The sequence below is a fragment of the Streptomyces bungoensis genome (assembly GCF_001514215.1).
In the GTDB taxonomy this organism is placed as follows: domain Bacteria; phylum Actinomycetota; class Actinomycetes; order Streptomycetales; family Streptomycetaceae; genus Streptomyces; species Streptomyces bungoensis.
Genome location: NZ_KQ948852.1, coordinates 293,853 through 309,769, shown reverse-complemented (window position 1 = coordinate 309,769; position 15,917 = coordinate 293,853). Strand labels below are relative to the sequence as shown.

The 15,917-nt window shown below is 72.7% G+C and carries 17 protein-coding genes; 12 read left to right on the top strand and 5 right to left on the bottom strand.

The window, feature by feature from the left end; translation table 11 throughout:
* The gene (locus tag AQJ66_RS05685; RefSeq protein WP_079060082.1) at positions 1-684 is read right to left on the bottom strand and encodes a glycerophosphodiester phosphodiesterase; all 684 of its coding nucleotides are present in this window, start codon (positions 682-684) and stop codon (positions 1-3) included.
* Positions 685-1,089: 405 nt separating this feature from the next.
* On the opposite strand from AQJ66_RS05685, the gene AQJ66_RS05680 reads away from it, so the two are divergent.
* The 4 genes from AQJ66_RS05680 (at position 1,090) to AQJ66_RS05665 (ending at position 5,019) form a co-directional block, all read left to right on the top strand.
* Positions 1,090-2,487, top strand: coding sequence for a DUF6421 family protein (locus AQJ66_RS05680; RefSeq protein ID WP_061917471.1), 1,398 nt, complete (start codon positions 1,090-1,092; stop codon positions 2,485-2,487).
* A gap of 38 nt (positions 2,488-2,525) precedes the next feature.
* Positions 2,526-3,281 (top strand): SDR family oxidoreductase, encoded by a 756-nt coding sequence (locus AQJ66_RS05675; protein ID WP_061918304.1) that lies wholly within the window; start codon positions 2,526-2,528, stop codon positions 3,279-3,281.
* A complete protein-coding gene (locus AQJ66_RS05670; protein WP_061917468.1) occupies positions 3,278-4,348 on the top strand; it encodes a threonine aldolase family protein in 1,071 nt (356 codons plus the stop codon). The genes AQJ66_RS05675 and AQJ66_RS05670 overlap by 4 nt, the downstream gene beginning before the upstream one ends.
* Before the next feature lie 77 nt (positions 4,349-4,425).
* Positions 4,426-5,019, top strand: coding sequence for a transglutaminase-like domain-containing protein (locus AQJ66_RS05665; protein ID WP_061917465.1), 594 nt, complete (start codon positions 4,426-4,428; stop codon positions 5,017-5,019).
* 25 nt (positions 5,020-5,044) lie between these two features.
* Here the strand turns inward: AQJ66_RS05665 and AQJ66_RS05660 are convergent, their stop codons facing one another.
* Positions 5,045-5,773, bottom strand: a complete 729-nt coding sequence (locus tag AQJ66_RS05660; RefSeq protein ID WP_061917462.1) for a lysophospholipid acyltransferase family protein — start codon at positions 5,771-5,773, stop codon at positions 5,045-5,047.
* A gap of 239 nt (positions 5,774-6,012) precedes the next feature.
* On the opposite strand from AQJ66_RS05660, the gene AQJ66_RS05655 reads away from it, so the two are divergent.
* The 5 genes from AQJ66_RS05655 to AQJ66_RS05635 all read left to right on the top strand — a co-directional run bounded on the left by AQJ66_RS05655 (position 6,013) and on the right by AQJ66_RS05635 (position 10,587).
* The gene (locus AQJ66_RS05655) at positions 6,013-6,372 is read left to right on the top strand and encodes a TlpA family protein disulfide reductase (RefSeq protein WP_208611287.1); all 360 of its coding nucleotides are present in this window, start codon (positions 6,013-6,015) and stop codon (positions 6,370-6,372) included.
* A 202-nt stretch (positions 6,373-6,574) separates the two neighbouring features.
* The gene (locus tag AQJ66_RS05650; RefSeq protein WP_061917459.1) at positions 6,575-7,084 is read left to right on the top strand and encodes a flavin reductase family protein; all 510 of its coding nucleotides are present in this window, start codon (positions 6,575-6,577) and stop codon (positions 7,082-7,084) included.
* Positions 7,085-7,302: 218 nt separating this feature from the next.
* Positions 7,303-8,088 (top strand): electron transfer flavoprotein subunit beta/FixA family protein, encoded by a 786-nt coding sequence (locus AQJ66_RS05645; protein WP_061917456.1) that lies wholly within the window; start codon positions 7,303-7,305, stop codon positions 8,086-8,088.
* Between the two features lie 55 nt (positions 8,089-8,143).
* Positions 8,144-9,106, top strand: coding sequence for an electron transfer flavoprotein subunit alpha/FixB family protein (locus tag AQJ66_RS05640; protein WP_061917453.1), 963 nt, complete (start codon positions 8,144-8,146; stop codon positions 9,104-9,106).
* Positions 9,107-9,288: 182 nt separating this feature from the next.
* Positions 9,289-10,587, top strand: coding sequence for a DUF6986 family protein (locus tag AQJ66_RS05635; RefSeq protein WP_061917449.1), 1,299 nt, complete (start codon positions 9,289-9,291; stop codon positions 10,585-10,587).
* A 302-nt stretch (positions 10,588-10,889) separates the two neighbouring features.
* Here the strand turns inward: AQJ66_RS05635 and AQJ66_RS05630 are convergent, their stop codons facing one another.
* Positions 10,890-11,951, bottom strand: coding sequence for a LacI family DNA-binding transcriptional regulator (locus AQJ66_RS05630; RefSeq protein WP_061918299.1), 1,062 nt, complete (start codon positions 11,949-11,951; stop codon positions 10,890-10,892).
* 210 nt (positions 11,952-12,161) lie between these two features.
* Between AQJ66_RS05630 and AQJ66_RS05625 the strand changes: the two genes are divergently transcribed.
* A complete protein-coding gene (locus AQJ66_RS05625) occupies positions 12,162-13,115 on the top strand; it encodes an ROK family protein (protein ID WP_061917446.1) in 954 nt (317 codons plus the stop codon).
* A 138-nt stretch (positions 13,116-13,253) separates the two neighbouring features.
* On the opposite strand, the gene AQJ66_RS05620 is transcribed toward AQJ66_RS05625, so the two are convergent.
* Positions 13,254-13,604 (bottom strand): hypothetical protein, encoded by a 351-nt coding sequence (locus AQJ66_RS05620; RefSeq protein WP_061917444.1) that lies wholly within the window; start codon positions 13,602-13,604, stop codon positions 13,254-13,256.
* A gap of 125 nt (positions 13,605-13,729) precedes the next feature.
* Between AQJ66_RS05620 and AQJ66_RS05615 the strand changes: the two genes are divergently transcribed.
* Together AQJ66_RS05615 and AQJ66_RS05610 are read left to right on the top strand one after the other, a co-directional pair.
* The gene (locus AQJ66_RS05615; protein WP_061917441.1) at positions 13,730-13,918 is read left to right on the top strand and encodes a hypothetical protein; all 189 of its coding nucleotides are present in this window, start codon (positions 13,730-13,732) and stop codon (positions 13,916-13,918) included.
* 135 nt (positions 13,919-14,053) lie between these two features.
* Positions 14,054-15,109: an NUDIX hydrolase gene (locus AQJ66_RS05610; protein WP_061917438.1), complete on the top strand. Its 1,056-nt coding sequence runs from the start codon at positions 14,054-14,056 to the stop codon at positions 15,107-15,109.
* Here AQJ66_RS05610 and AQJ66_RS05605 read toward each other — a convergent pair.
* Positions 15,090-15,842 (bottom strand): MBL fold metallo-hydrolase, encoded by a 753-nt coding sequence (locus AQJ66_RS05605; RefSeq protein ID WP_061917436.1) that lies wholly within the window; start codon positions 15,840-15,842, stop codon positions 15,090-15,092. The two genes, AQJ66_RS05610 and AQJ66_RS05605, sit on opposite strands and share 20 nt — an antisense overlap.
* Positions 15,843-15,917: the final 75 nt, after the last annotated feature.

Sequence of the window (15,917 nt, the reverse complement as noted above, 5' to 3'; positions counted from 1 at the left end):
TCAGGCCGTGAAGCGGCCCGTGCGCTTGATCTCGGGGAAGTCGGTCGTCGCCCCGTCCAGCCCCAGCGCGCGGACCAGCCGCAGGTGGTCCTGCGTGTTCACCACCCAGCCGATGATCTTCAGGTCGGCCGCGCGCGCGTGCTCGACGACCTCCAGGGTCAGCCGCCGGATGTTGAGGCAGACGGTCGCGGCGCCCACCGCCCTGGCCCGCTCCACCACGTCGGTGCCGTAGCGGCTCGCGACCAGCGCGGTGCGCACGCCCGGCACCAGCCGGGCGATCTCGGCGACCGCCTCGTCGTGGAAGGAGGACACCTCCACCCGGGAGACCAGGTCCCGCCGGTGCATGACCTCGGCCAGCGCCCGGGCCGCCGCCACGTCCTTGATCTCCGCCTGCAGCGGCGACCGCACCGCGTCCAGGACCTCCTCGAACACCGGCACCCGCTCGCCGCGGCCCGCGTCCAGGGCACGCAGCTCCGCGAGCGTCTTCTCGGCGATCGGGCCGGTGCCGTCGGTCGTGCGGTCCACCTCCGTGTCGTGCATGACGACCAGGGCGCCGTCCTTGCTCAGGTGCAGGTCGAGTTCGATCAGGTCGAGGCCGGCCGCTTGCGCGGCGACGAAGGAACGAAGGGTGTTCTCGGGCTCGACACCCATGACCCCGCGGTGACCGATGGTAAGGAAGTTCAAGGTTCAACTCGCTTCCGTCGACGGCGGCTCGGCGCCGGCGGACGACGGCGGTACGTCGTCGTCCGCGCGGCAGGCTCGCAGCCTAATGGCCGGGTCCCGCGATGAACCCGCACCTGCGGGAGGGGATCGGCGCACGGGCGTGCGGTGCCTGGCCCGCGTCACCACCTCGGTCACCCGGGCGTGGGCGAGTCCCCGCGTCGTTGACCGGCCGGATCCGATCGGTGTCCGGTCCGGCCCCGCGCTCCCCCTCGCTGCGGCGAAAGTGACCGTCGTCACGGTTTCACACAGGAAAAACAGCGGTGACCAAGGGGGTGGGCAGAATAATTTCCCGCGCTGCCTCTTGCTGGGAGAAACGGGGTATGCATACGGTGTCCATACGCGAGGTTCTCCTGTGGAGGATGGGACATGACGGAAATTCTTGTGCAGGCGGCTACGGAGGAGCAGGTTCCTTCGCTGACCAGGGTGGTTGAGCACCCGGCCTGGGCCGTGCTCAAGGATGCCGTGGAGCAGATCCGGCCATGGCAGTCGAAGGACGGATCGATCGACTTCGACGCCGAGGGCGCCCCGCGGCAGGCCGACGCCGTGGCGGCCGTGGAGCGTGTCGTCGACGCGGTCGAGCGGCTCTCCCCGCTGCTCCCGCACGACGCCGCCTACCACGAGGCCCTGCTGCGGGACCTGCGCCGCTGGGCCGAGGGCGGCTTCGCGGTGCCGGACTTCCTGGACTCCCTGCTGGCCTTCCAGCCCGCCGCGAACCGCGCGGACGGCCTGCAGCACCTGGTCGTCTTCCCGATGTACACGCAGAACGGCAACCCGGACCGCAACCTCGAGGCGGTCGTGCTGCGGATGGTCTGGCCCGAGTGGCTGGCCGAGCTGGAGCGCACCCGGTACGACAACCCGCTCTTCTGCGGCATCACGTTCGAGGACTTCACGTCCGGCTACGACACCAACTCCGCGGTGCTCTTCCCGGAGACCATCGCCGTGCGCGAGGCGCCGGAACGTTTCTCCTGGGGTGGCATCTTCTGCGACCGCGAAGCCGCCCGCTTCCGCCGCGTCACCGAGGCGGCCGTCGAGCTCCTGGGCCTCCAGCTGCCCGAGGACATCGCCGCGATGGTCCACGACCAGAAGCGCTGCGAAGAGGCCTTCGTGCTGTGGGACATGGTCCACGACCGCACCCACAGCCACGGCGACCTGCCGTTCGACCCGTTCATGATCAAGCAGCGCCAGCCGTTCTGGATGTACGGCCTGGAGGAGCTGCGCTGCGACCTCACCGCCTTCAAGGAGGCGGTGAAGCTCCAGGCGGACGGCGTCCCGCAGGCCCGTGACGTGCAGTACGCGGTGCTCTTCGACCGGATGTTCCGCTTCCCGGTGACGGGCGACCGCAACCGCAACTACGACGGCCTCGGCGGCCAGCTGCTCTTCGCCTACCTGCACAAGCACGACGTCGTCCGCTGGACCGACAACAAGCTCGCCATCGACTGGGAGCGCGCCCCGCAGGTCACCAACCAGCTGTGCGCCGAGATCGAGAAGCTGTACCGCGACGGCATCGACCGCCCCAAGCTCGTGCACTGGTTCGCCGGCTACGAGCTGGTGTCGGCCTACCTCGCCCCGCACCCCGGCTCGAAGTGGGCGAAGGGCCCGGACGCCCTGGACCTGACGCAGCCGCCGCGCAAGCTCGTGGACGACGTGCTTCCGGACGAGTTTCCGCTCAGCATGTTCTATGAGGCCCTGTCCAAGAAGCTGAAGAACGTGATCGCCTCCACCAAGGGCATCACGGCGGACGGTGCCGAGCGGATCGCCGCGTGAGCGACCGCGTCCAGAACACTGCGCTGAAGGGGAAGACCATGGGGAACGGGGCCAACGGGGCGCTCAGCGGTGCGGTGATCGCGGTCGCCGGTGCGGGCGGGCCCGCCGGGCGCGCGGCGCTGCTGCGGCTGGCCGAGGCCGGCGCGACCGTCGTGGGGGCGGACAACGACCCGCAGCGGCTGTCGGAGGCCGTGGACGCGGCCCGCTACGCGTCCGGCGGCGCCAGCGTCATCGGTGACACGGTGGACCTGCTCGACCTGCAGTCCACCCGGGACTGGGCCGCCCACATCGAGAAGGACTTCGGCCGGGTGGACGGGCTCGTGCACCTGGTCGGCGGCTGGCGCGGCAGCGAGACCTTCACCAAGACCAGCCTGGACGACTGGGACTTCCTGGAGCTGCTGCTGGTCAAGACCGTGCAGCACACCTCGCTGGCCTTCCACGAGGCGCTGCAGCGCAGTGACCGGGGCCGGTACGTCCTGATCAGCGCGGCCGGCGCGAGCAGGCCGACCGCGGGCAACGCCGCGTACTCCGCGGCCAAGGCCGCCGCCGAGGCGTGGACGCTGGCCCTGGCCGACTACTTCCGCAAGGCCGGGGGCCCCGAGGGGCCGACGTCGGCGGCTACGATCCTGGTGGTGAAGGCGCTGGTGCACGACGCGATGCGCGCCGAACGCCCCAACGCGAAGTTCGCGGGCTTCACGGACGTCAAGGACCTGGCCGAGGCCGTCGAGGGCGTCTGGAGCAAGCCCGCCGCCGAAGTGAACGGAAACCGTCTGTGGCTGACCGAGAAGCCGTGAACCCTCCCAGGACCGACGCGCGTCGTCATCACGACCCCGAGGTCCGCGGTTTCGCCAGTGACAACTACGCGGGTGCCCACCCCGAGGTGCTCGCCGCCGTCGCCCTCGCCAACGGCGGGCACCAGGTGGCGTACGGCGAGGACGACTACACCGGGAACCTGCAGCGGATCATCCGCAGCCACTTCGGCGCCACCGCGGAGGCGTTCCCGGTCTTCAACGGCACCGGCGCCAACGTCGTCGCGCTCCAGGCGGTCACCGACCGCTGGGGCGCGGTGATCTGCGCGGAGAGCGCGCACATCAACGTCGACGAGGGCGGCGCGCCGGAGCGCATGGGCGGCCTGAAGCTGCTCACCGTGCCCACGCCGGACGGCAAGCTCACCCCCGAGCTGATCGACCGGCAGGCGTGGGGCTGGGAGGACGAGCACCGGGCCATGCCGCAGGTGGTCTCGATCACCCAGAGCACCGAGCTGGGCACCCTCTACACGCCCGACGAGATACGCGCGATCTGCGAGCACGCCCACGCGCACGGCATGAAGGTGCACCTGGACGGCTCCCGGATCGCCAACGCGGCCGCCTCCCTGGACGTGCCGATGCGCACGTTCACCAACGCGGTCGGCGTCGACATCCTCTCCCTGGGCGGCACCAAGAACGGCGCGCTGTTCGGCGAGGCGGTGGTGGTCATCGAGCAGGACGCGGTGCGGCGGATGAAGCACCTGCGCAAGATGTCCATGCAGCTCGCCTCCAAGATGCGCTTCGTATCGGTGCAGCTGGAGGCGCTGCTCGCCAAGGACCTGTGGCTGCGCAACGCCCGCCACGCCAACGGGATGGCCCAGCGGCTGGCGGAGGGCGTGCGGGCCGTGCACGGGGTGGAGATCCTCTACCCGGTGCAGGCCAACGGCGTCTTCGCGAAGCTGCCGCACGACGTGAGCGAGCGCCTGCAGAAGCGGTTCCGCTTCTACTTCTGGGACGAGACCGCCGGAGTGGTCCGCTGGATGTGCTCCTTCGACACCACGGAGGAGGACGTCGACCTGTTCGTGGCCGCGCTCAAGGAGGAGATGGCGCGCTAGCCCCCATGCTGCATAGGTATGCGGTCACCTGAAAAGTCATTGACTGTCGGGTGATCGCATTCCTATGCTCTGCGGGCATGGAGCCGATCCAGGACACCGACGACCTCTCCGCGTACCTGACCGCCGACGAGGCCATCGATCACGAGCACCCCGTGGTGCGGGAGACCGCCGCCCGGCTGGCCGAGGGTGTAGCCGACTCGTATGAATATGCGCGGGCCGCCTATGAGTTCGTGCGCGACACGATCCCGCACTCCGCCGATGCCGGCGATCCCCGCGTCACCTGGCGCGCCTCGGACGTGCTGCGGCTGCGCACCGGCATCTGCCACGCCAAGGCGCACGCGCTCACCGCCCTGCTGCGCGCCGAGGACATCCCCACGGCGCTGTGCTACCAGCGGCTGACGCGCGACGACGGCAGCGGCCATGTGCTGCACGGACTGGTCGCCGTGCGCTTCCACGGGGCCTGGCACCGGCAGGACCCCCGGGGCAACAGACCGGGTGTCGACGCGCGGTTCTCCCTGGACGGCGAGCGGCTCGCCTGGATCCCGGACCTCGCGTCCGGTGAGCTGGACCACCCGGTGCTGTACGCCGCACCGCACCCGGCGGTCCTCGACGCGCTCAAAGCGGCCCCGGACCGCCCCTGTCTGTGGAAGACGCTCCCCAGTGCCCTGTGAGGCCGGGTGCGCGCTCCCGCGGGTGTCAGAGCGCCTCGGCCGCGCGCAACTGCTCCACCGTCGGCGCCGTACCCCCGAGGTGGGCCGGCATCCACCAGGTGTCCTCCGTGCCCCGGGGGCGCGCGGGATAGGCGCGCTGGGCCGCCTCCAGCAGTTCCTGGACGCGCTCGCGCAGGCGGCGGGTGATGGCGCCGGCGTACTGGTCGCGCGGGGCCTCCACGGGCTCGCCGACCCGGATGGTGACGGGAGTGTGGCTGCGGCCGAAGTTGCGCGGGTGGCCCTTGGTCCACAGCCGCTGGGTGCCCCACAGCGCCATCGGGACCAGCGGCACGCCCGCCTCCTGGGCCAGGCGCGCCGCGCCCGACTTGAAGCTCTTGAGCGTGAACGACTGCGAGATCGTGGCCTCCGGGAACACCCCGACGACCTCCCCGGAGCGCAGCGAGTCCAGCGCGTGCTCGTAGGCGGCCTCGCCCTGCCCGCGGTCCACCGGGATGTGCTTCATCCCGCGCATCAGCGGCCCCGACACCTTGTGCCGGAAGACGGACTCCTTCGCCATGAAGCGCACCAGGCGCTTCTGCGGCAGCGCCGCCAGGCCGTTGAAGATGAAGTCCAGGTAGCTGATGTGATTGCTCACCAGGACCGCGCCGCCCGAACGCGGAATGTTCTCCGACCCCTGGCAGTCGATCTTCAGGTCCCATGCCTTGAAGAGCGTCCTGGCGAGACCGATGACGGGACGGTAGACCAGCTCTGCCATGGGCGGGGTGAGCCCTTTCTGCTCTGCTCGGGAAAGGCGGGCTCCCGGCGGGGAAAGTTACGCAGCCGTAGGTTACGGCGTCTCGCAGATCGTGCCCGAAGAACGGACGGGTAGCCAGTCCTGGTGCCCCGTGGCGGCGAGATCCTCGTCACGTCGGATTCCCTCACGAGTCAAGCGTTCCGCGACGGAGACTCATGCGGGCGGCGGGAATCTTTGCAGTCTCGTGAACGCTGGGGCGGATGACGACCGGACTGGTGGTGAGGAGCGTGCGGGTGCGCGGGCGGGACGACGGCGAGCGGCTGGACGCCGGCCGGCTGGGCGGCGAACTGGGCGAGCGCGCCACGCTCGTGCAGTTCTCCAGCGCCTTCTGCGCACCCTGCCGGGCCACCCGGCGCGTGCTCAAAGAGGTGGCCGCCCTGGTGCCGGGCGTCGCCCACGTCGAGATCGACGCGGAGGCCCGCCTGGACCTCGTCCGCGAACTCGGCGTCCTCAGGACGCCCACCGTGCTGGTCCTCGACGCGGACGGCCGGGTGGTGCGGCGCGCCGCCGGACAGCCGCGCAAGGCCGACGTCATCGCCGCACTGGGGGAGGCCCTGTGAGCGGCGTGACGTATCTCCCGGATCGCGGGACGAACTTGACGGCGCCCGCCGGATGTCGTCAGCCTGACCATATGCCTACGGAACCCCTTCTTCCTTCCGGGCGGGCCCACTTCGGTGCGTCCCGCACCGCGAGCGCGCGCTGTCCGGGCTGTTGAGCCGTCACGAACCCGCTCCTCACGGCCCGAAGAAGAAGGACAACTCCATGACGGTCTCCGCCGCCCCCGGCACCTTCCAGCTCGCCTCGCCCGACCTGCTCCGCTCCACCTTCCGCCGGCACGCCGCCGGCGTCGCGGTCATCACCGCGAGCGGCGACCGGGGCCCGGTGGGCTTCACCGCCACCTCCCTCACCTCCGTCTCCGCCGACCCCCCGATGGTCTCCTTCGGGATCGGCACGGGGGCCTCCAGCTGGCCGGTCGTGGCCGAGGCCGAGTACGTCGGCGTCCACATACTCGGCGAGCACCAGGGCGACCTGGCCGCGACCTTCGCCCGCAGCGGCGCCGACCGCTTCGGCGCGCCCACGGCCTGGTCGCCGGGCCCGGAGGGTGTCCCCGTCCTGGACGGCGTGCTGGCCTGGCTGGTCTGCCGGATCGTCGGGCGGGTCCCGGCCGGTGATCACCGGATCGTGCTCGCCGAGGTGGTCCTCGGCGACCCCACGGGCACCGGCCGTCCCCTGCTCTACCACCAGGGCAGCTTCACCGCCCTGCGGGATTGATCACGCCTTTCCCGCCCTGCGCGGACGTCGAGTTCCGGTTACGCTGCGTTGCGAAGGTCACAGTTCAAAGCGCTTGCTTAGCGGGCAGGAACTGGGTGTACTGACGAGTAATATTTCGTTCGGAGCGCGCGGACGCCCCGACCGGAATCGGCCGCTTGAGGCGCCTATGCTGCCTCCAAGAGGCAGCCAGGAAATGACGATGCAGTAGGAGAGCCGGCGTGAGCTTGAGGATCGTTGTCACCGTGAAGTACGTGCCCGACGCCACTGGCGACCGGCACTTCGCCGATGACCTGACCGTCGACCGCGACGACGTGGACGGTCTGCTCTCCGAGCTGGACGAGTACGCGGTCGAGCAGGCCCTGCAGATCGCCGAGAACGCGGACGACGCCGAGGTCACCGTGCTGACCATCGGCCCCGAGGACGCCAAGGACGCGCTGCGCAAGGCCCTGTCGATGGGTGCCGACAAGGCCATCCACGTCGAGGACGACGACCTGCACGGCACCGACGCCATCGGCACCTCCCTGGTGCTGGCCAAGGCGATCGAGAAGGCCGGCTACGACCTGGTCGTCTCGGGCATGGCCTCCACCGACGGAACCATGGGCGTCGTTCCGGCGCTGGTCGCCGAGCGCCTGGGCGTCCCGCAGGTCACCCTGCTGTCCGAGGTCTCCGTCGAGGACGGCACGGTGAAGGGCCGCCGCGACGGCGACGCCGCCAGCGAGCAGCTCGAGGCGCAGCTCCCGGCCGTCGTCTCCGTCACCGACCAGTCGGGCGAGGCGCGTTACCCGTCCTTCAAGGGCATCATGGCGGCCAAGAAGAAGCCGGTGGAGTCCTGGGACCTGTCCGACCTGGACATCGAGGCCGAGGAGGTCGGCCTGGACGGCGCCTGGACCAAGGTCGAGGCCGCGAACCAGCGCCCGGCCCGCACGGCCGGCACGATCGTCAAGGACGAGGGCGAGGGCGGCAAGCAGCTCGCTGAGTTCCTCGCGGGCCAGAAGTTCATCTGAGGCCCGACACCCTTACCGCCCCTTAAGCCTTCGCATTCCGCAGGAGAGCAATCCCATGGCTGAAGTTCTCGTCTACGTCGACCACGTGGACGGTGCCGTCCGCAAGCCCACGCTGGAGCTGCTGACCCTGGCCCGCCGCATCGGCGAGCCGGTCGCCGTCGCGCTCGGCAACGGCGCCGCCGACACCGCCGCCACCCTCGCCGAGCACGGCGCGGTGAAGGTCCTCACCCACGAGGCGTCCGAGTACGCCGAGTACCTGGTCGTGCCGAAGGTCGACGCCCTGCAGGCCGCCGTCGAGGCCGTCTCCCCGGCCGCCGTGCTGGTCCCGTCCTCCGCCGAGGGCAAGGAGATCGCCGCCCGCCTGGCGCTGCGCATCGGCTCCGGCATCATCACCGACGCCGTCGACCTCGAGGCCGGCGACGAGGGCCCGGTGGCCACCCAGTCGGTGTTCGCCGCGTCCTTCACCACCAAGTCCCGCGTCAGCAAGGGCACCCCGGTCATCACGGTCAAGCCGAACTCGGCCGCCGTCGAGGCCGCCCCGGCCGCGGGCAGCGTCGAGGCCCTGGACGTGTCCTTCTCCGCCCAGGCCACCGGCACGAAGATCACCGGCCGTACGCCGCGCGAGTCCACCGGCCGCCCGGAGCTGACCGAGGCCGCGATCGTGGTCTCCGGCGGCCGTGGCGTCAACGGCGCGGAGAACTTCTCGATCATCGAGGCGCTCGCCGACTCCCTCGGCGCGGCCGTCGGTGCCTCGCGTGCCGCCGTCGACGCCGGCTGGTACCCGCACACCAACCAGGTCGGCCAGACCGGCAAGTCGGTCTCGCCGCAGCTGTACATCGCCAACGGCATCTCCGGCGCGATCCAGCACCGCGCCGGCATGCAGACCTCGAAGACCATCGTGGCCGTCAACAAGGACGCCGAGGCCCCGATCTTCGACCTGGTCGACTACGGCGTGGTCGGCGACCTCTTCGACGTCGTCCCGCAGCTGACCGAGGAGATCAAGACCCGCAAGGGCTGAGCCTCACCCGGCGCCGTACGAGGCCCCGGCGACCGCAGCGGTCGCCGGGGCCTCGGTGCATCCTGAAGACGGCCCGGCGGTGTCCGCCCGGGGGCGGACGGGTGTTGACCACGGGGAATCACGCCGGATAACTTCATTCTACGGATTGTTGATTCCGTAGAGCGGAAAATGGAGGGTGTGGGATGGGTCAGCAGGAGAAGGTGGCCACGAGCCTCGCGGGTGCGGTCGGCGAGGAGATCAGCGCCTCCCTCGCACCGGTCGACGCGGAGCTGGAGCGCCGCTACCCGGGTGACCCCGGCACCCGCCAGCCCGTCCACACCGTGTACGTCCCCGGTGACGCCTTCGACGCGGACACCGTCCGGTCCTGGGGCGACCGGGCCCTGGCCGCCCTCGACGCCCACGCCCCCGACGCGGCCTCCTTCGCCGCCGTCCTCGGCCTCGGCCCGGAGCTGGCCGAGCCGGTGTACTCCCGCGTCCGCGCCAAGCTGGAGCGCGAGCCCGTGGAGGACCTGCGCGTCGACTTCGAGGACGGGTACGGCCCCCGCCCCGACGCCGAGGAGGACGAGACGGCCGCCCGCGCCGCCCGGCTGATCGCCGAGGCGTACCGCGACGGCACCGCGGCACCGTACATGGGCATCCGCATGAAGTGCATGGAGGCCGCCGTCCGCGACCGGGGCATCCGCACCCTCGACGTCTTCCTCACCGGCCTGATGGAGGCCGGCGGCCTGCCCGAGGGGCTGGTGCTGACCCTGCCGAAGGTGACGTACGCCGAGCAGGTGAGCGCCTTCGCCCGGCTCCTGGAGGCCTTCGAGAAGGCGCACGGCCTGGAGGCGGGCCGGCTCGGCTTCGAGATCCAGATCGAGACCAGCCAGGCCATCCTGGCCACCGACGGCACCGCCACCGTCGCCCGCATGATCCAGGCCGCCGGGGGCCGCGCCACCGGGCTGCACTACGGCACCTTCGACTACAGCGCCTGCCTCGGCGTCTCCGCCGCCCACCAGGCCAGCGACCACCCGGCGGCCGACCACGCCAAGGCGGTCATGCAGGTCGCGGCGGCGGGCACCGGCGTCCGCGTCTCGGACGGCTCCACCAACGTCCTGCCCGTCGGCCCGGCCGAGAAGGTCCACGACGCCTGGCGCCTGCACTACGGCCTCACCCGCCGTGCGCTCGCCCGCGCCTACTACCAGGGCTGGGACATGCACCCCGGCCACCTCCCGACCCGGTACGCCGCCGTGTTCGCCTTCTACCGGGAGGGCTTCGAGCAGGCCGCGGCCCGCCTCGCTCGCTACGTGGGCCGTCTCGGCGGCGACGTGATGGACGAGCCCGCCACCGCCAAGGCCCTCAGCGGCTACCTGCTGCGCGGCCTGGACTGCGGCGCCCTCGACATCGCCGAGGTGGCCCGCCTCACCGGCCTGACCCGGGCCGACCTGCGGTCCCTCGCGGCACCGCGCCGCGGTGACCTGACGGCGTCCGCCAAGTAGCCTTCGCCGGCGGGGGGTTGACCGCCGTCAGCGGCGTACGGCTCGCGCCTGGAGCCGGCCCGGCGGCCGCGGGCCTGTCCGAGGTGCCGGCGACCGGGGCGCGGCGCCGCCGCGCGGTGGCCGGCCGTCCGCTGCCGGGTTTCGCCGGGGGCGGGGCCGGCGGGGCCGGGTCTTCGGCGGCGCGCCCCGCGCCGCGGGATCGCCGGACGGCGGGCGGTGGCCCCGGTGAGCACCGGGCGCCGGATCGGGGAAGGGCGGGACGCGGGACGCCCTCCGGCCCCCGAGGCCGCCGTACCGCCGTCTCAGGCCGCCGGCGGCAGCTCCCCGGAGCCGCGGGTGATCAGGCGGGCCGGCAGTTCGATGCGCTCCGGTGCGACGAGGGTGCCGTCCAGCTGGCGGAAGAGGCGCTCGGCGGCCGTGCGGCCGAGGGCGGCCGCGTCCTGGGCGACGACCGTGATGCCCGGCTGGAGCAGGTCGGCCAGCTCGAAGTCGTCGAAGCCGACGAGCGCGACCGGACGTGCCTGTTCGGCGAGCACGCGGATCACGGTGACCGTCACCCGGTTGTTGCCCGTGAAGACGGCGGTGACGGGGGAGGAGCCCGACAGCATCTCCTCGGCCGCCCGGCGCACCCGCTCCGGATCGGTCGCGCCGAGGGACGTCCACGCGTCCTCCACCGGTATCCCGGCGTCCTCCATGGCCGCCCGGTAACCGCGCAGCCGCTCGGCCGCGGTGTGGATGCCGGGCATGTCGCCGATGAACCCGATCCGGCGGTGGCCGTGCGCGATCAGGTGGGCGACCCCGTCGCGGGCGCCGCCGAAGTTGTCGGAGAGGACCACGTCGGCGTCGATCCGACCGGCCGGACGGTCCACGAACACCGTGGCCACGCCCGCCCTGATCTCCGGTTCCAGGTACCGGTGGTCGTCCCCGGCCGGGATCACCACCAGCCCGTCCACGCGGCGCGCGCACAGCGCCAGCGCCAGTTCCTGCTCACGGTCGGGATCCTCGGCGCTGGAACCGTTGATCAGCAGGGCGCCGTGCGCGCGGGCCACCTCCTCGACCGCGCGGCTGAGGGGGCCGTAGAACGGGTCCGCGAGATCCTCCAGGACCAGCCCGATGCTCGCCGTACGGCCCTTGCGCAGCACCCGCGCGCTGTCGTTGCGGCGGAAGCCGAGCGCGTCGATCGCCTCCTGGACCCGGCGCTCGGTGTCCGGGGTGACCCCCGGCTCGCCGTTGACCACCCGCGACACCGTCTTCAGGCCGACCCCGGCACGCGCCGCCACGTCCTTCATCGTCGGCCGGTTGCCGTACCGAGCCCCCGGGAGGCGGTCAGCGGGGCGATCTGCGCGGCGGGTGGTCTCGGGCACGATGCGGTGTCCTGTCCTGTCGTCCGTGCCGTCCACGGGGGATGCGGCGATCCATCGCTTGTATGAGGATGTGGCGTCGAGCATAGAGCCTGGACAACGTTGTCAGATGCACGAGAGACTGTCCACCGCTGTCCCCGGCACGCGCCCCCACCGCCTGACCGGTCTGCCTCTCTTTGGTTTTCGAGCTTTCGACGGGGAGAACTGACTCTGATGCGCACCGACCTCGTGGCGGCCCTGGACATCGGCGGTACCAAGATCGCCGGAGCACTGGTGGACGGTGACGGACGGATCCAGGCCCGCGCCCAGCGCCCGACGCCCGCCCAGCAGGATGGCGAAACGGTCATGCGGGCCGTCGAGGGGGTGCTCGGCGACCTCGCCGGGTCCCCCCTGTGGGGACGCGCCCGTTCGATCGGCATCGGCAGCGCGGGCCCGGTGGACGCCTCCGCGGGCACCGTCAGCCCCGTGAACGTCCCCGGCTGGCGGGACTTCCCGCTGGTCGAGCGGGTGCGCGCGGCCACCGGGGGCCTGCCGGTCGAACTGATCGGCGACGGCGTGGCGATCACCGCGGCCGAGCACTGGCAGGGCGCCGCCCGCGGCCACGACAACGCGCTGTGCATGGTGGTCTCGACGGGCGTCGGCGGCGGCCTGGTGCTGAACGGGCAGGTGCACCCCGGGCCGACGGGCAACGCCGGCCACATCGGGCACATCAGCGTCGACCTCGACGGCGACCCGTGCCCGTGCGGCTCGCGCGGCTGTGTGGAGCGCCTCGCCAGCGGGCCGAACATCGCCCGCCGCGCCCTGGAGCAGGGCTGGCGGCCGGGGCCCGACGGCGACACCTCCGCCGCGGCGGTGGCCGCCGCCGCCCGGGAGGGCGACCCGGCGGCCCTGGCCTCCTTCGAGCGGGCCGCGCGGGCCCTGGCGGCCGGCATCGCGGCCACCGCGACCCTGGTGGAGATCGACATCGCGGTGATCGGCGGGGGCGTCGGCAAGGCCGGCGACATCCTCTTCACGCCCCTGCGTGAGGCCCTCGCCGACTACGCGACCCTCTCCTTCGTCCGGCGGCTGACGGTCGCGCCCGCCCGGATGGGCACGGACGCGGGCCTCGTCGGCGCCGCGGCGGCCGCGCTGGCCCGCGAGCCGGACGCGACCGTGGCGAAGGTCTGAGCGCGGCGCGGGCCGGCAGTCCACGGAATCGTTCCGGCAGCGAAGACCGCGCGTCCGCCGTCCGGACCGGGTGGGGGCATCGGCGCCGGCGGCCCTGGCGGGCTGCGCCTCGGCCGTTCCGCCCGGCCGGCGCGTGCCTCACCGGAACTCGTGCACGACCTCGATCCGCCCGACGAGGTGCGCGTTGAACTCCGGCAGTTCCTCCGCCGGGACCCACAGCTCCAGGATCGTCTCGCCGCCGGCCTGCCGGACGGGATACCGGCGGGCGAAGTCCGCGTCGACCTCGAACCGCGTCACGAACCCGGCGCCGTCGTGCCTGACGTTCCAGTCCCGGGCGATCCTGATCGCGTAGTCCTCGTTGAGCACCGGATGGAAGATCGGCTGCTCCGGCAGCCGCGGCGGCCACGCCCGCCAGTCCAGCTCGCGCACCAGCTCCAGCTCCCCGGGGCCGGTGGGGCGCCAGAGGGTGGTGGGGCGGGACCTGGTCATCGCGCTCGCTCCTGCTCGTGTTCGACCGGCCGGAGCCCGGACCATAGCCGTCCGGTGATCCCCGCGGCCACGGGTTTCCCGGCCGTCGTGCGTGACTCCCGGGCGTCCGCGCAGTTGAGCAGCGCATGAAGAAGCGCAGCATGCTCGCCCTCGCCAGTCTGGCCACCGGGTTCGTCGTGGCCGCCGTCAGCCCGTCCCACGCCGAGGACCACGCACACCACGACCGCAACGTCTCCGGCGCGCCCGACACCGCCGGACACCACGCCGTCGAGGAGGGTCCGGCCGCCGACGGCCACGCCTCCGGCCAGGAGTAACACTGCCGGAGGCAGGTGCCGGTGTCCCTGGCCGCGGGGGCGCCGGCACTCTGCTGTGCGCCCTCAACTGGACGTGGTTTCCGTGGCAGGGTGAAGCGGGCAAGCCACAGGGGGCCAACAGAAGAGGGGGAGTCCGTGACCGTCGTCTGGATCAACGGCGCGTTCGGTGCGGGGAAGACCACCACCGCACGGGAGCTGATCGAACTGATCCCGAACAGCACGCTCTTCGACCCGGAGGTCATCGGCGCGGCGCTCCCGCACCTGCTGCCGCCCAAGCACCTCGCCGAGGTCGGCGACTTCCAGGACCTGCCCATCTGGCGTCGGCTCGTGATCGACACGGCCGCCGCGATGCTCGCCGAACTGGGCGGGACCCTCGTCGTCCCGATGACCCTGCTGCGCCAGGAGTACCGGGACGAGATATTCGGCGGCCTCGCCGCCCGACGGATAGCCGTCCGGCATCTGCTCCTCGCCCCGGCCGAAACGATCCTGCGCGAGCGGATCGCCGGGCGGGCCGTCTCCCCGGACCTGCCCGACGGCGAGCTGCGCATACGGCAGTGGTCCTACGACCACCTCGAGCCCTACCGGGCCGCCCTGGCCGCTTGGCTCACCGCCGACGCCCACCTCGTCGACACCAGCACCCTCACCCCGTACGAGAGCGCCGTCCGCATCGCCGACGCCGTCGGCAGCGGTGCCGTACCCCCGTGCGACATCGTGCAGACCCCCGAGCCCACCGCCGAGACGCTCGCCGCCGGGGTGCTCCTCTTCGACGAACAGGACCGGGTGCTGCTCGTGGACCCCACCTACAAGCCCGGCTGGGAGTTCCCCGGCGGGGTCGTCGAACGCGGTGAGGCCCCGGCCCGCGCCGGGATGCGCGAGGTCGCCGAGGAGACCGGCATCAGGCTCCGGGAGGTGCCCCGGCTGCTCGTCGTGGACTGGGAGCGGCCCGCGCCCCCCGGTTACGGCGGACTGCGCCTGCTCTTCGACGGGGGCCGGCTGGACTCCGCCGAGGCCTCCCGGGTGCTGCTGCCCGGCCCGGAGCTGCGCGGCTGGCGCTTCGCGACCGAACAGGAGGCCGCCGGCATGCTGCCCCCCGTCCGCTACGAGCGGCTGCGCTGGGCGCTGCGGGCCCGCGAGCGCGGGGCGGCGCTCTACCTGGAGGCCGGGGTGCCGGTCACCGGCCAGGCGGCCTGACGGCCGATGTGCTCTCCGCCGAGGTGACCGGGTGCCGGTCCGCCGCCTCCCGCAGGACTCCCGCGGCCCCGCCGACCACCGGCGCGCCGTGCCCGAAACAGGCCACGTCGGCGTCGAGGGCCGCCAACCGGTGCAGGGAGTCCAGCAGGCGCGGCCGGTCGAGGTTGAACACGCCCGGCATCACGGCCCCGTCGACCGGCGACGCCGCCACCGTGTCGCCGGTGAACAGCACCCCCTCGTCGGGGACGAACAGCGCGATGCTGCCGTCCGTGTGCCCGGGGACGTGGACCACCCGGGCGCCGCCGCCGAAGTCCAGCACCTCACCGTCGGACAGGGGCGTGACGTTCCGCGGCCGCGCCGGCTCCCCGGCGGGCAGGTGCTTCGCCGCCTCCGCGTGGATCGGCAGTTCCCAGTCCTCGAACCGCGGCGGCGGGCCCGGGAGTTCACCGCGGACGAACGGCGCGTCCAGCCGGTGCGCCAGCACCTGCGCGCCGCTCAGCTCGGCGAACTCGCCCGCCCCGCCCGCGTGGTCCTCGTGGAAGTGGGTCAGCACGACCCGTCGTACGTCCCCGGGTGCGCGGCCCAGCGCCCTGACCGCCTCCGCGATCGGCCGGCCCGAGCCGGCCGTCCCCGCGTCGACCAGCGTCAGCTCCTCCCCGTCCCGCCAGAGATAGGCCTGCCCGACGGGGAAGCGCAGCAGGTGCAGGCGGGGGAGCAGCTCGATGACGTCCATGCGCCGACCGTAGGCGGCGCCCCCGCCCGGCGGCGAGGGCGCTCTGCCGAGGGCAGAAGGCCTTGGGGCCTGCCC

Excerpts from the sequence above, each read along its gene's own strand:
- AQJ66_RS05605 (WP_061917436.1), bottom strand. The coding sequence starts at position 15,842 with ATGGACGTCATCGAGCTGCTCCCCCGCCTGCACCTGCTGCGCTTCCCC.
- AQJ66_RS05675 (WP_061918304.1), top strand. The coding sequence starts at position 2,526 with ATGGGGAACGGGGCCAACGGGGCGCTCAGCGGTGCGGTGATCGCGGTC.
- AQJ66_RS05665 (WP_061917465.1), top strand. The coding sequence starts at position 4,426 with ATGGAGCCGATCCAGGACACCGACGACCTCTCCGCGTACCTGACCGCC.
- AQJ66_RS05660 (WP_061917462.1), bottom strand. The coding sequence starts at position 5,773 with ATGGCAGAGCTGGTCTACCGTCCCGTCATCGGTCTCGCCAGGACGCTC.
- AQJ66_RS05640 (WP_061917453.1), top strand. The coding sequence starts at position 8,144 with ATGGCTGAAGTTCTCGTCTACGTCGACCACGTGGACGGTGCCGTCCGC.
- AQJ66_RS05625 (WP_061917446.1), top strand. The coding sequence starts at position 12,162 with ATGCGCACCGACCTCGTGGCGGCCCTGGACATCGGCGGTACCAAGATC.
- AQJ66_RS05680 (WP_061917471.1), top strand. The coding sequence starts at position 1,090 with ATGACGGAAATTCTTGTGCAGGCGGCTACGGAGGAGCAGGTTCCTTCG.
- AQJ66_RS05615 (WP_061917441.1), top strand. The coding sequence starts at position 13,730 with ATGAAGAAGCGCAGCATGCTCGCCCTCGCCAGTCTGGCCACCGGGTTC.
- AQJ66_RS05650 (WP_061917459.1), top strand. The coding sequence starts at position 6,575 with ATGACGGTCTCCGCCGCCCCCGGCACCTTCCAGCTCGCCTCGCCCGAC.
- AQJ66_RS05635 (WP_061917449.1), top strand. The coding sequence starts at position 9,289 with ATGGGTCAGCAGGAGAAGGTGGCCACGAGCCTCGCGGGTGCGGTCGGC.
- AQJ66_RS05620 (WP_061917444.1), bottom strand. The coding sequence starts at position 13,604 with ATGACCAGGTCCCGCCCCACCACCCTCTGGCGCCCCACCGGCCCCGGG.
- AQJ66_RS05655 (WP_208611287.1), top strand. The coding sequence starts at position 6,013 with ATGACGACCGGACTGGTGGTGAGGAGCGTGCGGGTGCGCGGGCGGGAC.